The following is a 12862-nucleotide window of genomic DNA, read 5'->3' as shown; positions in this document are numbered from 1 at the left end:
TTGGCCGCGAAAGCGGAGTGAACATCGAGTTGAGGTGCGCAACGCCGAAGCCCGATGCACGCCAAGGGTTCGGACCACGCTCGTCGGTTTCTCGCGCCCTCATCCGGCCCTGCGGGAGAAGTAGGCGCAGGCTTTGCGTCATGCCGCGCCCCGACACCAGGGAAATTCGCTGGGCTTCGCTCCGCTCAACCCAGGCGGCCTCATCCAACCTACGCCAGCCCCTTGCGCGCCAGCAGGCGGCCGGCCCACTGCACCACCAGGGTGATCACCACCGCGTGCAGCAGCACCAACACGGCGAAGGCCAGCAGCACCTCCAGCAGCGGGGCCATGCCCGGCAGCAGCAGGTTGCCGAAGATGATCTGGAAGATCAGGTCGATGAGCAGAAAGGAGGCGACCACCAGGGTCTTTTCGCTGCGGTCGAAATAGCGCCCGTTGCGCCGGCCGAACATCAGGCACGGCCACAGGCCGGAGCCCACCAGCAGGCCGATGAAGATGCCTTCGTTGGCACCGATGCCGAGCATGCTCAGCGCCTGCCCGAGCAACAGCAGCAAGCCCACGTAGGTCAGCAGGTAGCGCAGCACCACACCCTTGATCGTCATCGCGTGTCTCTTGTTGTTTTCACCTGGTCCGCAGGCTGGACGATCAGAGCATGGCGGTAAAGGGGGCGAGCGTCACCTCAACCAAAGTCTGACTGCGCCCGCACGGGACCGCCGCCCAGTCCGGCCTCGTGGCGCGAGGGCCGCGGCAGGTAGCGCTTGAGCGCCAGCGCCGGCGCTTCGACCAGGTGCCAGGACAGCACCGCCAGCACCAGGCTGCCGGCCAGGCCGAGGAACATGAAGGCCGGCAGCGGCAGCTGCGGGCCGAGACCGTGCATCAGCGCCTGTTGCAGCGGGAAGCTGAAGATGTACAGCCCGTAGGAGAAATCGCCGTACCTGGCGAAGCCGGACAGCCGCGGCACCTTCAGCCGCGCGAGGTAGATCACCAGGTAGGGCAGCGTCAGCACATGGACCAGGAACCACCCGGGCGTGTCCGCGGTGGCCAGCGCGAGGCCCAGCAGCGGTACGGCGACCTTCCAGCTCCAGGGCAGGCGGCGGCGATACTGGTAGAGCAGGGCGCCGGCGTAGAAGAACAGGCCCAGCCGGCAGCCCTTGGCGAGGATCAGGCTCTGGAGCTCCAGCGTCGGGATCAGCCAGAAGTAGACCACCAGCAGCACCAGGGGCACGACCGTGCTCAGCCGCCGCAGCAGCCCCGTCATACCCAGCGCGAGCAGCGACAGGTACATGAAGGCTTCGTACGGCAGCGTCCAGAGCGAGCCGTTGACGGTGTCGGGGAAGGGGTTGTGGACGAACACGCCGGGCAGCTGGAAGTGGGTCAGCAGGGCGATGTTCCCCAGGTAGGCCCGGGTCTGCGGCGCGCTCAGGTATTCGGCCAGCGGCAGCTCGGTGGTCAGCGGGCCGATCACCAGGACGGTGAACAGCACCGAGACGGCCAGCGCCGGAAAGATCCGCAGCGCCCGCTTGCCGATGAACGCCAGCGGGCCGGCGCTGTGCCGCCAGGACGCATGGATCAGGTAGCCGCTCATGACGAAGAAGACGTTGACCGCGACGTCGGCCATGTCCGAGTGCCCGGTGAAGGCCCGGAGCGGCTCGGAGTGCGCCCGCCCGGACAGCCAGTAGCTGTGCCCGAGCACCACCAGGGCGGCGGCGACGAAGCGCATGCAGTCGAAGTTGTTGGCGCGCGGATCGGCCATGCTCTTGCTCCGTTCAGGCCAGGGGAAAGCCGTCGTCGGCGCCGAGCCGCCCGGTCTCGCCTTCGCGGATGGCGCGTTCGAGAAGGGCCAGGCGCGTGCCCGCCCCGCGGCGACGGGCGAAGCGTCGGAGCAGCCAGAGAAACGCCGCCCGGTTGAGCCCGTGCATCAGCTTCGAGGCGGCCCAGCGGTGCCGGTCGAACCAGGCCTGGTTGCGCGCGCTGTAGTAGGCGCGCAAGTCGGACCCGCCGAGCAGGAAGGTGTCGTAGACGTTTGGCCGGCGCGCGCGGACGTTCCACGAGGTCTCCAGTTCCTCCAGCCGCGCCTCGGTGACCAGGTAGAGATGCCCGCCGCCGGCGGTGATGCGCCGGGTGTATTCGGTGTCGTCGACGTAGAGCACCAGGTCGGGCAGCGGCACGCCGATGCGCTGGTAGAGGCTGCGATGGGCGAGCATGCCGCCGTAGGGCGCGAACGGCAGGCTGACCAGCGCCGGCGGTGTGCCGGCCGGCCGGCCCCAGGGCAAGCGGCGCCAGAGCTTGTAGGGCAGCTGGGCGAGGTGGAAGCCGAAATAGCTCGAAGGCGGCTGGATCGCGTAGCGCGAGGGCACGCCGGCGGCGATGTCGGCCTGCTGGGTGGGACGGAAGCCGAGCACCGCCACGCCATCGCGGCCATGCGTCGCCGCCAGGCGCTCGAGCGTGCGGTGCAGGACGTCGAGGGCATCGGCGACCGGCGCGTTGTCGTCGTCCATCATCCAGACGTACTCGGCGCCGGCCTCGAGCGCCGCGCGGAGGCCGTGGCCGTAGCCGACCGCCGAACCGGTGTTGCGCCCGAGTTCGACGAGCATGATCTGTTCGGGCCAGCGGGCGAGCAGTTGCTCCAGCGGCGCGCTCGAGGCGTTGCTGACGATGACGATGCGTTCGACCTGCGGCGAGGCCAGCGAACGCTCGACGAGCTGGCGCAGGTAGGCCAGCCGGTCGCCATAGGTGACGGTCACCAGCGTGGTGGCGTGCTTCTGCTTCATGTGTCCTCGCGCTTGCTCGGGGCTTCCCGGATGTCGTGCCGCTCGTCGGTTTCGAGCGGCGTGGCGCGACCGCCCTGGATCAGCCGGAGCGGCCTGGCGGGTCTGGATCGGGGGCCGCCCACCTCGACGTAGGCATAGCCGTCGGCAAGGATGCGCGAACCTTCGGTGAGCGCTTTCGGCATGGTGCGTTCCTCTGGCGGGATGCTGGGTGCTGCGGCGCCGCCACCGACAGCGCGGTGCTTCAGGCCTGCTTGGCCGGCACGGCGGCGTACACCGGCGCGACCAGCAACGGATTCGGCGCGGCATGGGCGATCTGCCCCTGATGCAGGGCCACCTCGCGTACCCGGGACTCGACGAAGGCGCGGATTTCCTGCTGGAAGCGCTCGACGCCGAAGCGCTCGGCATTGTCCCGGCAGGCCTGTGAACTGATCCGCTCGCCTTCGCGCTCGAACTGCCGGACCGCGGCGATCAGCGACGCGGGCGTCTGCTGCGGATAGAACACCCCGGTCGGCTGCGGGTGCTCCAGCCCGCGTACCGTTTCCAACACGCCGCCTCGGCCGAAGGCGATCACCGGCGTGCCGCAGGCCTGGGCTTCCACCGGGGCGATGCCGAAGTCCTCCTCGGCGGCGAACACGAAGGCGCGCGCCCGCTGCATGTGGCGGCGCAGCACGTCGAAGGACTGGTGGCCGAGCAGGGTCACGTTGGGGCCGGCGAGTTCCCGCGCCCTCTCCATGTCCGGGCCGGTGCCGATGACGACCAGGCGCCTGTCGGGCATGGCGCTGAAGGCCTCCACGATCATCGGCATCTTCTTGTACGGCACCATGCGCGAGGCGGTGAGATAGAACGCCTCCTTCTCCGCGCAAAGACCGAAGGCGCGGGTATCGACCGGCGGATAGATGACCGTGGACTGGCGCCGGTAGCTCTTGTTGATGCGCCGGCTGATGTAGTGCGAATTGGCGATGAACTCGTCGACGCCGCTGGCGGTGCGCTGATCCCACATGCGCATGTAGTGCAGCAGCATGCGCGCCAGCTTGGCCTTCACGCCCCTGTTCAGGTAGGACTCGTGCAGGTACTGGTGCTGCAGGTCCCAGGCGTAGCGGATCGGCGAATGCACATAGCTGATGTGCAGCTGGTTGGGCCCGGTGAGCACGCCCTTGGCCACCGCATGGCTGCTGGAAATGACCAGGTCGTAGCCGGACATGTCCAGCTGCTCGATCGCCAGCGGCATCAGCGGCAGGTATTTCTGGTAGCGCGTCCGGGCCTTGGGCAGGCGCTGGATGAAGGTCGTGGTCGCCCGTTTGCCGCCCAGGCAGGCGCGGTCCTCGTCGGAGAGGAAATCGATGACGGCGAACAGGTCGGCCTCCGGCCAGGCGGCGCAGAGCCCGGCCAGGACGCGTTCCGCGCCGGCATAGGTGACCAACCAGTCGTGGATGATGGCGATTTTCATAGGCGTTCCTTGAGACGGGCAAGGGGCGGACGGGCAGCAACGGTCGTGCGGCGGGAACGGCCGCGTCAGGGTTCCTGGCGTTCCAGGGAGAATTCGGTGGGCCCGACGTAGCCGGGCCGGCGGCAGAACCGGTCGATCAGGCGCGAGACGCGGGCCGCCGAGGCCTGCCAGGAATAGCGCGTCAGGTTGGCCTGGCCGCGCAGCACCAGCGTCTCGCGCCAGGCCGCGTCCGCCAGCACCCGGTGCATCGCGCGGCGGATGTCCGCGACGCTGGCCGGGTCGAAGTAGCCGGCGCTGTCGCCCAGCACCTCCGGGATCGCCGCCGCCCGGCTGGCGATGACCGGGCAGCCGCAGGCCTGGGCCTCCAGCGGCGGAATGCCGAAGCCCTCGTACAGCGATGGGAACACGAAGGCCGTCGCGCCGCGGTACTGCTCGATCAGCTGTTCGTCGCTCAGCCGGCCGAGCAGGCGGATGCGCGTGTCGCTCTCCAGCGGCCGGGCCGGATCGGCGAAGCTCGGGTGCGAATCGCCGACGATGCGCAGCTCCACCTCGTCGTGCCCCTGCAGGCCGCGGAACGCCTCGATCAGGCGGGCGAAGTTCTTGTGCGCGCTGGGCGAGCTGACCGCCAGCAGGTAGGGGCGGCAGGCGGGCCGGTCGCCGCCGGGCGGGCTGGGCCGGAACGGCTCGCCCACCGCATTGGCCACCACCAGCATTCGCCCGGGCGGGTAGCCATAGAACCCGGCGATCTCCCGGCGCGAGAACTCGCTGACGGTGATCAGCGCCCTGGCCTGGCCGAGCAGCAGCGGCAGCAGCAGGCGATAGGCCCAGCGGAACCGCCGCGTGTAGCTTTCCGGGTGGCGCACGTAGGTGATGTCGTGGTGCGCGGCGATCTGGTTGCGGTAGGCCAGCGGGCCGGTGTTGCACAGCGAGACCAGCAACGGGTTGCCATGCCGGGCCAGCCACAGCGGCAGGTCGAGCTGCTCCCACAGGTGCCCGGTGTGGCGGCCGATGCGGCGCACGTCCAGTCGCTGGGCGCTACTCTCCGAGAGCACGTCGTGCGGGGCGACGAACACCAGGTCGGTGCGCTGCGCCGCCAGCTGCAGGCTGATCTGTTCGGCGAAGCGCTGCACGCCGCGGGTCTGCTGGGTCAGGAAGCGCGCGTTGACCACGATCATGAAGAACTCCTCGTCACTGCACCGTCTTTCACCGTTCCACGGGTTCGGCGGCGATCGTCACCAGCTTGGGGAAGCCGCTGAGCTCGAGCGTCGCCCGACACTCCCCGGACAGGCATTGCCAGGTCTGTTCGCCGCTGATCAGCCCCCGTTCGGGGCTGGCGGTGTCCAGCCACTGCACCCGGCCCTCGATCGGCCCCGGTGCGCGAATGACGACGCTTCGCGGCGGGCCGGCGGTCCAGGCGGCCAGCAGCTCGCTGCCGTTGGCGAAATGCAGCAGGTGGACGCGGTCGTCGCCGGCGTCGATGCGCCCACGGTAGTCGTGGTGCGCGACCACCGGCGCGACGGCCGCCAGCGCGGCGTAGGCCGGCTTGGGCGCCAGGTCGTGGTCGAGCAGCCCGAAGTTGTGCTCGCGCTCGTGGCGGTCGCTGCCGTCGTTGCGCGCGTCGTACCACCACAGGCCGCGGATGCTCGGCAGCGTCCTCGCCAGCAGCAAGGCCCGCGCGAGGAAGGCCGCCTGCTGCCTTTCGTCGATGCCGCAGGCCCCCTGGTGCGACGGCCAGGCCATCTCCGTCAGGTACAGCGGCACCATCCGGCCGGCGCGCTGGTTCAGGCTGCGGGCGACGGAGCGCAGCCAGTCGATCCAGGCCTCCGGCGTGTCGCGGCCGGCGCCGCGGCAGTGCACGTAGGGATGCAGCGACAGCCCGTCGACCGCCTGCAGCACGCCCAGGTCGATCAGCCGGTGGGCGAAGCCTGCCTCGATTCCGGCGCTGGTGACCGCGCCGGCGAGGACCAGGGCGTCCGGGTCCTCGGTGCGGATGCGCCGCGCCGCCGCGCGCACCAGCCGGGCGTAGTCCTCGGCCAGGGCCGGATCGTGCGGGTCCTCGGCGTCCCATTCGTTCCAGATCTCGTAGTGGCCGACGCGCCCACGCAGGGTCCCGGCGACATAGTCGACGTAGCGCTCGTAGGCCTCGCGCACGTGCTCCGTGCGGGGCTTGTCGCCCTGTCCGTGATGGTTGTTGCCGTAGCCGAGGATCAGCAGCGTCTCCAGGCCGCGCCGCGCGCCGTCGTCCAGGTAGTCGGTCCAGCCGGGCTCGATGGCCAGCTGGCCGCGCCGGCGCTCGACGTGCGCCCAGTGCGCGTCCGTGCGCACCGAGGTCACTCCGGCGGCCGCCAGCAGGCGGTTCTCGCGGCCGTCGTCGGGGCTCTGGTGCATCCGGTGCGAGCACACGCCGACGGTGAACGACGGCGCCTCAGGCCGAGCCATGCTGGGCAGGACCAGGCACAGCAGGCCTGCCAGCAGGGTCTTGAACAGGGCGTCGGGGCGCAGCGGCATGTGAATCGTCCATGGGGTCACCTCATCTGAGCGCAAGCATGTCGGGCAGCGTCGAGGCCGGCTGCCGGCGCGGCTGGGCACCGACCGCCATGGCCTGGCCGATGGCGATGCCGAGGAACAGGGCGGCGACCGGCACTTCCGGCACGTCCGTGGTCCAGGCCACAAGGCTCAGGCACAGCACCACGCCGAACAGGGCCAGCCGCTGGCGCGTGGCCGGCCGTTGCAGGCGCAGCAGCAGCGGAATCAGCATCAGGTACAGCAGCACGCCGGCCAGGCCGAACAGGCCCCACAGGTAGAGCGCGCTGTTGTCGGCGATCGCCAGCAGGTCGAGGCCGTCCAGCGGGAAGGCCGCGCCGCTGCTGCCGACCGCGCCGAAGCCGGCACCCCAGACCAGCCAGCCGTGGTCGAGCACGCTGCCGGCGAAGCCCGGCCAGCTGTTGACCAGGCGATCGAAGAAGGACGCCAGCAGGTGCTCGCTGCGGCCGCTGGCCTGGTTGGCATCGAAGCTCAGCAGGAGGCTGGCGACCGGCAGGGCGATCCCGGCCAGCACGGCGATCCCGGCGGCGCCGGCACAGACCGGCCGGTAGCGGGCGAAGCCCAGGGCCGCCAGGGTCAGCGCGTAGGCCGCCAGCGCCGACTTGTTGGTCGACAGCAGGATCCCGCCCAGCGCCGCCGCGTGCAGCGCCAGGCGCAGCAGCCATGTTCGCGTGAAGGGCGCGAGATAGAGGCCGTACACCGCGATCATCACCGCCAGGGTGGTGGACATCCGCGCGAAGCCGGCGATGCGGTCGGTGTCGCCGAAGCCCCAGGACTTGTTGCCGCTGAGCTCCACCGTGCCGAGCAGGTAGCTGTAGCCCTTCCAGGGCACGGTCGTGAGCAGGTCGAGCAGGGCGCCGAGCAGCGAGGCGAGCAGGCACAGGGCGACCAGGCTGCCGAGTTCGCCGGCCTTCGTCTGCAGGTGCCGGCCGCAGAACAGGCCGAACAGCAGCGGCGCATGGATGAACAGGCTGAACCCCAGGTTCCGCGCCGTCGCGCCGTGCAGCAGCGCCAGCTGGCTCGAGGTCAGCAGGCCGAGCAGCAGCAGCCAGAACAGCGGCGTGCCGCGGAACCTCAGCAGTTCCAGTGCGACCATCGCCAGGCAGGCCACCTTCGGCAGGTACAGCAGCCAGGGCACGCCGGCCAGGTCCAGATAGAAACGCAGCGCGCCGGAAAAGGTCTCCACCAGCAGCAGCGAGGCGGCCAACCACAGCGCCAGCGAGGCCTTGTCGATTTCCAGCGGGCTGCGCCTAGCGCACGGGGACGGTGGCATGGCGCGCCTTCCCGTGGGCGACCGCGTCGCCCAGCACGAAGGCGTACTCGTCGAGCATCGCCTCCTGATCGGTCATCGCCGCCACGCTCGCCGGGGCCTGGGCCGCCAGTTGACGGCGCAGCGCGGCGTCGAAGCACAGGCGCAGCATCGCCTGCCCGAGCGAGTCCGGCTCGTCGGGGCTGCAGAGCAGGCCGTTGACCCGCTCGCGGACGATTTCCGGCAGCCCGCCCATGCGGCTGGCGATCACCGGGCGGCCTGCGGCGCAGGCCTCGACCGCCACCAGTCCGAAGGGCTCGGCCCACAGCGAGGGCACCACCAGCACGTCGATCTCGCGCAGGAAGTCCGTCGTGCGCCGGTAGCCGACGAAGCCGATGCGTGGCGAGCGACACAGCGCCTTCAGCCGCGCCTCGTCGTCGTCCTTGCCACGCCCGGCGAGGCTGAGCGTGGCGTCGATGTCCAGGCGCTGGAATTGCTCGATCAGCCAGCCGACGCCCTTGTTCCCCGAGAGGGTGCCGATGTAGCCGAAGCGCAGCGGGCCGTCGTGCTCCGCCGGCGTGGGCGCCAGGGCGCTGCCTGGCAGGCGGTTGTGCAGCACATGGCGCGCCGCCCAGGGGAAGAACCCGTGGTCCTCGAAGCGCTCGAGCAGGAAGCGGCTCACGCCCACCACTGCCCTGACCTTGTGCGAGGCTTGCGCGTGGCGGCGGCGCAGGGCTGCGCAGCTTCCGCACTGGCGCCGGCAGTCGCAGCCGTGGCGGAACATGGTGTCCTTCGGGCACAGCAGGTAGTAGTCGTGCAGCACCTGCACCAGCGGCAGGCCCGCGGCCTGCACTTCGTCCCAGGCCGAGATCGACCAGCCGGCCAGGTTGTGGCTGAGCACCACGTCCGGCTGCTCCAGCTCGATCACCTGGCGCAGCGGCAGGCGCATGGCCGCGTTGTAGCGGTCCAGCAGGTGCCAGCCCAGGCGCAGCAGGCGGTTCGGTCGTTGCTGGGTGAAATGCCAGTAGAGGTTGCGCAGCCCCGCGCGATAGACGCGTACGCCGCCGAGCATCTCCGGATGCAGGCCCGGGTGCGAGCCGGTGGCCAGCACCGCGACCCGGTGGCCGCGGCGGCGCAGGCCCTCGGCCAGCTGGCGCACCATGACCTCCGCGCCGCCGAGCACGTCGGGCGGATAGAAGGCGTTCAGCAGCAGGACGTTCATGGCGCCGACGACGACGGGCAGCAGTCGAGGTAGCGGGTCGGCACGCTGACCCTGTGCTCGCGCTGCAGGAGCCGCAGCAGGATGACGGAGCGCTCTTCGCCGTCCTGGCTGACGAAGATCGCCTCCACCGCCTGGAGGCCGCCTTCGGTGATGCGCACCCGCTCGCCCGGGCAGAACGGGGCGGCGGGTTGCGCCAGGCGCCAGCGCAGCTGCTCGATCAGCGCGTCCTCCACCGGCACCGGCTGGCCGCCGAAGCTGACGATGCGCGCGACGCCGCGGGTCGAGCGGATCGGGTACCAGTTGTCCTCGACCCGGTCCAGGCGGATGAACAGGTAACCGGGAAACAGCGGCTCCTCGGCCTTGCCGCCGGCGCCCTGGCGCTGCTTCAGCGGCCGGTAGCATTCGAAATGCTGGCGCCGCAGGTGCTCTTCGGCCCGTGCTTCCTGCCGGGGGCGGGTCTGGATCAGGTACCAGCGGGCACCCTGTTCAAACGGTGGCATGAGAGTCCTTCCTCGAGCGGGCAGGCCGGACCGGCCGTCACTGGCCGGTAAATGGTCTGCGAATGTTGTCCTGTGGTCGTGCATGTCAGGCGCAGGCCCCGGTGGGGGCCCGTGGCGGGTGCGCGTCCTGCGGGCGGCCTTGCTCGAGCGTGTAGTGGCCGAGCAGGGCCCTGACGGTGGCGCGGTCGTTGAACATCAGCACGTCGATGATCGACAGGCTGGGCACGAACGGGTGGGCAAGCTGCGGGTAGACGATCTCGTCCATGCGCAGGAAGCGCAGGATCAGCCCGCTGGCCTCGAAGCGCTTCGGGCAGTACAGCTCCAGCCCGCCGATGGGGTTGAGGTAGCGCAGCGCCGAGACCCGGTGCGCCAGCTGGATCACGCGCTCCTGCCTGTCCACCGGCCCGAGTTCGAATGCCGAGGCCCGGAGGATCGGCGTTTCGATGCCCAGGTAGGCGCAGATCTGGCGTATCGAGTGCTCGGCGAAGCTGGCCAGGTTGTGGTCGGGGAACGCGAGGATCCGCTCGATCAGCGGCAGCACCTCGGCGCGCTGCGGCGCGCGGGCGTAGCTGTGGGTGACGGTCTTGAGGATGGCCGCGGCGTGCCGGCCGAAGTCGTCGCTCAGCCGGCGGCCGCCGATGGGCACCTGTAGCCGGTCCTTGCGCAGCGGGAAAGTGATCAGCGTCGCCCGGCCGTTGCAGAGGATGCGGTTGCGGTTGATCCAGCTGCGTTTCTCGTACTGCAGGTTGTCGCCGAGGATGAACAGGTCGCTGGCGGCGATCAGTTGGAAGTAGCCCAGGTAGGGGAACAGGTAGGGCTGCATCATCGCGACCGTCCTGAGCATGGCGAGTCTCCTGTGCGTGGCGTACGGCTGTGGCTGCATGGGTCAGGCCTTGCGTGGATAGCTGTAGTAGCCGTAGGCGCCGGTGTCGTAGGCCGAGGTCGAGGCCTTGCGCTTGATGCCGTTGAAGATGGCGCCCCTGGGCAACACGCCGTTCTGGACCAGCCGCCGCCGCGCGGCCTCCATCTGCGCGGCGGTGCTCTGCCCGCAGCGCGCCACCAGCAGGCTGGTGCCTGCCTGCTGGGCCACCAGCACGGCGTCGGTGACCGCCAGCACCGGCGGCGTGTCGACGATGATCAGGTCGTAGAACTGGCTGGCCACCTTCAGCAGCTTGGCGAAGTTGGGGTGCGTCAGCAGCTCGGAGGGGTTCGGCGCATGCTGGCCGGCGCACAGCAGCTGCAGGTTCTGCAGCTCGGTCCTGCAGGCCGAGCTGGGGAAGCCAGTGCCGCTCGCCAGGATGTCCGACAATCCGGCGCGCGGCGCCAGGCCGAACAGCCGGTGCAGGTGGCCGCGGCGCATGTCGGCGTCGATCAGCAGCACCTTCTGGCCGGCCTGGGCGCTGACCACCGCCAGGTTGCTGGAGACGAAGGACTTGCCGACCCCGGCGGTGGGGCTGCTGATCATCAGCACCTTGTTGCGCGTCTCGAGCATGGCGAACTTGAGGCTGGTGCGCAGGCTGCGCAGCGACTCGACGGCCAGGTCCTCGGGCTCGGCGAGCGCCAGCAGCCGCGGGCGCGCGAGCTGGCCCTTGCGCTGCCTGTACAGGCCCTGCTGGCGGGGCGAGTGGGGCAGGGTGGCGTACACCGGCAGGCCGAGGTTCTCGATCGGCATCGGAGTGTCCAGGCCGCGGTAGAACACCTGGCGCAGCAGCAGCAGCGCCGCCGAGACCATCAGCCCGAGGAGGACGGCGATCACCACCACCAGCGGGCGGACCGGCCTGGCCGGCTTGTCCACCCGCGCGTAGGCCGGGTCGATGACGCGCACGTTGCCGAGGGTCCCGGCGCGGATCACGTCCTGCTCCTGGGCCTTGTTCAGCACCAGGGTGTAGGTCTGGGTGGTGACCTCCATGTCGCGCTTGAGACGCAGCAGCTCCTGCTGGGTGGAGGGCAGCACCTCGACCTTCTTCAGCAGCCCGGCGCGCTGCTGTTCGAGCTCGCCGATCTTGGTCATCAGGGTCTGGTAGAGCGGATGCTCAGGGGTGTAGAGGCGGTCGTACTCGACCTTCTTCAGGCGGTGTTCGGAGATCACCGTGTCCAGCGCGACGATCTGGTCGAGCACCGCCTTGGTCTCGATGCTGATGTCCACCGAGCGGGCGCTGGTCTGGTAGGCGTTCAGCGCCGCCTCGGCCTTTTCCAGCTCCTGGCGCAGCAGCGGCACCTGCGAGCGCAGGAACTCCAGCCGGCGCGCGGCCTCGGCGGAGCTGCGCTCGACATTCTGGCGCACGTACAGACGGCCGATCTCGTCGAGGATGCGGTTGGCCCGCTGCGGGTCGCGGTCCTCGATGGCGAGGTGGACGATGCCCGAGTCCTTGCCGGCCTCGCTGACTTTCAGGCGCTTCCGGTAGTCCAGCGCGCTGGTTTGCGGGCGGTCGCGCATCAGGCGGAATTCGGTGCCCGGTCGCGCCAGCAGCTCGGCGACCTGGATGCGGAAACCGTTGCGCTCGCTGGTCTCGCCGACCGCGCCGGACAACAGCAGCGCGTCGTCGGCGTCGTAGAGCATGAAGCGCCCCGGTTCCTGCGCCATCAGCGTCAGCGGCTGGCCGAGCTGCTCGTCCGGCACCTCGAGCTGGAACACCTCGATCCGCTCGCCGCCCCAGGCGTAGGCGCCCAGCCCGAGGAAGGGCGCGGCCAGCGGGCCGTCGTGCTTCGGATCGTGCCGGCGCGACAGGTAGCCACCCAGCAGCGGGACGCGCCGCGGCTCGGCGGTGATGTACAGCTTCAGTTCCTCGACCGCCTTGCCGAGCACCGCACGCGAGCGGATCAACTCGATCTCGGTGGTCGCCTGCGACACCGAGTCGGGCTTGAGCACCACTTCCGGCGTACCGTTCAGGCCGCTCTTCTTCGGCTCGATCTGCAGCATCGAGCTGGCCTGGTAGACCGGCGTGGCCATTACCGCGTAGGCCAGGCCGCAGGCGCCGAACAGCCCGGTGACCGCGCCGATGAAGGCCTTGTGGTCGTAGGCCGCGCGCAGGATGCCGGCCAGGTCGATGCGGTTGTCGGCCTCGTACTCGATGGCGGGACGGGTCAGGGCGGTCATGCGGCTCCTTCCTGTATCGACGACGTCGCGGCTCC

The 12862-nt window shown here is 70.2% G+C and carries 12 protein-coding genes; all 12 read right to left on the bottom strand.

Annotated elements, in window-relative coordinates; translation table 11 throughout:
• Nucleotides 1-209: 209 nt before the first annotated feature.
• Nucleotides 210-599 (bottom strand): ABZJ_00895 family protein, encoded by a 390-nt coding sequence (locus H610_RS0109295; RefSeq protein ID WP_028239396.1) that lies wholly within the window; start codon nucleotides 597-599, stop codon nucleotides 210-212.
• A 77-nt stretch (nucleotides 600-676) separates the two neighbouring features.
• Nucleotides 677-1750 (bottom strand): acyltransferase family protein, encoded by a 1074-nt coding sequence (locus H610_RS23675; RefSeq protein WP_051231638.1) that lies wholly within the window; start codon nucleotides 1748-1750, stop codon nucleotides 677-679.
• A gap of 13 nt (nucleotides 1751-1763) precedes the next feature.
• Nucleotides 1764-2768 carry a glycosyltransferase gene (locus H610_RS0109285; RefSeq protein ID WP_028239395.1) on the bottom strand — a complete coding sequence of 335 codons (1005 nt, stop codon included), beginning with the start codon at nucleotides 2766-2768 and terminating at the stop codon, nucleotides 1764-1766.
• Nucleotides 2765-2950 carry a hypothetical protein gene (locus tag H610_RS0109280; RefSeq protein ID WP_028239394.1) on the bottom strand — a complete coding sequence of 62 codons (186 nt, stop codon included), beginning with the start codon at nucleotides 2948-2950 and terminating at the stop codon, nucleotides 2765-2767. The genes H610_RS0109285 and H610_RS0109280 overlap by 4 nt, the downstream gene beginning before the upstream one ends.
• Nucleotides 2951-3009: 59 nt before the next feature.
• Nucleotides 3010-4215, bottom strand: a complete 1206-nt coding sequence (locus H610_RS0109275; RefSeq protein ID WP_028239393.1) for a glycosyltransferase family 4 protein — start codon at nucleotides 4213-4215, stop codon at nucleotides 3010-3012.
• A gap of 65 nt (nucleotides 4216-4280) precedes the next feature.
• On the bottom strand, nucleotides 4281-5390 hold the full coding sequence (locus tag H610_RS23670) for a glycosyltransferase family 4 protein (protein ID WP_084166423.1): 1110 nt from the start codon (nucleotides 5388-5390) through the stop codon (nucleotides 4281-4283).
• 28 nt (nucleotides 5391-5418) lie between these two features.
• Nucleotides 5419-6723 (bottom strand): hypothetical protein, encoded by a 1305-nt coding sequence (locus H610_RS0109265; protein ID WP_028239392.1) that lies wholly within the window; start codon nucleotides 6721-6723, stop codon nucleotides 5419-5421.
• Nucleotides 6724-6745: 22 nt separating this feature from the next.
• Nucleotides 6746-8032 carry a hypothetical protein gene (locus tag H610_RS0109260; protein ID WP_028239391.1) on the bottom strand — a complete coding sequence of 429 codons (1287 nt, stop codon included), beginning with the start codon at nucleotides 8030-8032 and terminating at the stop codon, nucleotides 6746-6748.
• Nucleotides 8010-9230 (bottom strand): glycosyltransferase family 4 protein, encoded by a 1221-nt coding sequence (locus H610_RS0109255; protein WP_028239390.1) that lies wholly within the window; start codon nucleotides 9228-9230, stop codon nucleotides 8010-8012. Before H610_RS0109255 ends, H610_RS0109260 begins: the two co-directional genes overlap by 23 nt.
• Nucleotides 9227-9730 carry a transcription/translation regulatory transformer protein RfaH gene (gene rfaH / locus H610_RS0109250; protein ID WP_028239389.1) on the bottom strand — a complete coding sequence of 168 codons (504 nt, stop codon included), beginning with the start codon at nucleotides 9728-9730 and terminating at the stop codon, nucleotides 9227-9229. Before rfaH ends, H610_RS0109255 begins: the two co-directional genes overlap by 4 nt.
• Before the next feature lie 85 nt (nucleotides 9731-9815).
• Complete coding sequence (locus tag H610_RS0109245; protein ID WP_028239388.1) at nucleotides 9816-10574, bottom strand: WbqC family protein; 759 nt, start codon at nucleotides 10572-10574, stop codon at nucleotides 9816-9818.
• A gap of 42 nt (nucleotides 10575-10616) precedes the next feature.
• The gene (locus tag H610_RS0109240; protein WP_028239387.1) at nucleotides 10617-12827 is read right to left on the bottom strand and encodes a polysaccharide biosynthesis tyrosine autokinase; all 2211 of its coding nucleotides are present in this window, start codon (nucleotides 12825-12827) and stop codon (nucleotides 10617-10619) included.
• Nucleotides 12828-12862: the final 35 nt, after the last annotated feature.

It is taken from the genome of Stutzerimonas azotifigens DSM 17556 (assembly GCF_000425625.1).
In the GTDB taxonomy this organism is placed as follows: Bacteria; Pseudomonadota; Gammaproteobacteria; order Pseudomonadales; family Pseudomonadaceae; genus Stutzerimonas; species Stutzerimonas azotifigens.
The sequence above is the reverse complement of the archived record's forward strand: the minus strand, read 5'-3'. Positions and strand labels throughout refer to the sequence as shown.

Bases quoted from the DNA above. Each gene is read 5' to 3' on its own strand.
- H610_RS0109275 (WP_028239393.1), bottom strand. From the start codon at position 4,215: ATGAAAATCGCCATCATCCACGACTGGTTGGTCACCTATGCCGGCGCG.
- H610_RS0109280 (WP_028239394.1), bottom strand. From the start codon at position 2,950: ATGCCGAAAGCGCTCACCGAAGGTTCGCGCATCCTTGCCGACGGCTAT.
- H610_RS0109285 (WP_028239395.1), bottom strand. From the start codon at position 2,768: ATGAAGCAGAAGCACGCCACCACGCTGGTGACCGTCACCTATGGCGAC.
- H610_RS0109295 (WP_028239396.1), bottom strand. From the start codon at position 599: ATGACGATCAAGGGTGTGGTGCTGCGCTACCTGCTGACCTACGTGGGC.
- H610_RS0109240 (WP_028239387.1), bottom strand. From the start codon at position 12,827: ATGACCGCCCTGACCCGTCCCGCCATCGAGTACGAGGCCGACAACCGC.
- H610_RS23675 (WP_051231638.1), bottom strand. From the start codon at position 1,750: ATGGCCGATCCGCGCGCCAACAACTTCGACTGCATGCGCTTCGTCGCC.
- H610_RS0109255 (WP_028239390.1), bottom strand. From the start codon at position 9,230: ATGAACGTCCTGCTGCTGAACGCCTTCTATCCGCCCGACGTGCTCGGC.
- rfaH (WP_028239389.1), bottom strand. From the start codon at position 9,730: ATGCCACCGTTTGAACAGGGTGCCCGCTGGTACCTGATCCAGACCCGC.
- H610_RS0109265 (WP_028239392.1), bottom strand. From the start codon at position 6,723: ATGCCGCTGCGCCCCGACGCCCTGTTCAAGACCCTGCTGGCAGGCCTG.
- H610_RS0109260 (WP_028239391.1), bottom strand. From the start codon at position 8,032: ATGCCACCGTCCCCGTGCGCTAGGCGCAGCCCGCTGGAAATCGACAAG.
- H610_RS23670 (WP_084166423.1), bottom strand. From the start codon at position 5,390: ATGATCGTGGTCAACGCGCGCTTCCTGACCCAGCAGACCCGCGGCGTG.
- H610_RS0109245 (WP_028239388.1), bottom strand. From the start codon at position 10,574: ATGCTCAGGACGGTCGCGATGATGCAGCCCTACCTGTTCCCCTACCTG.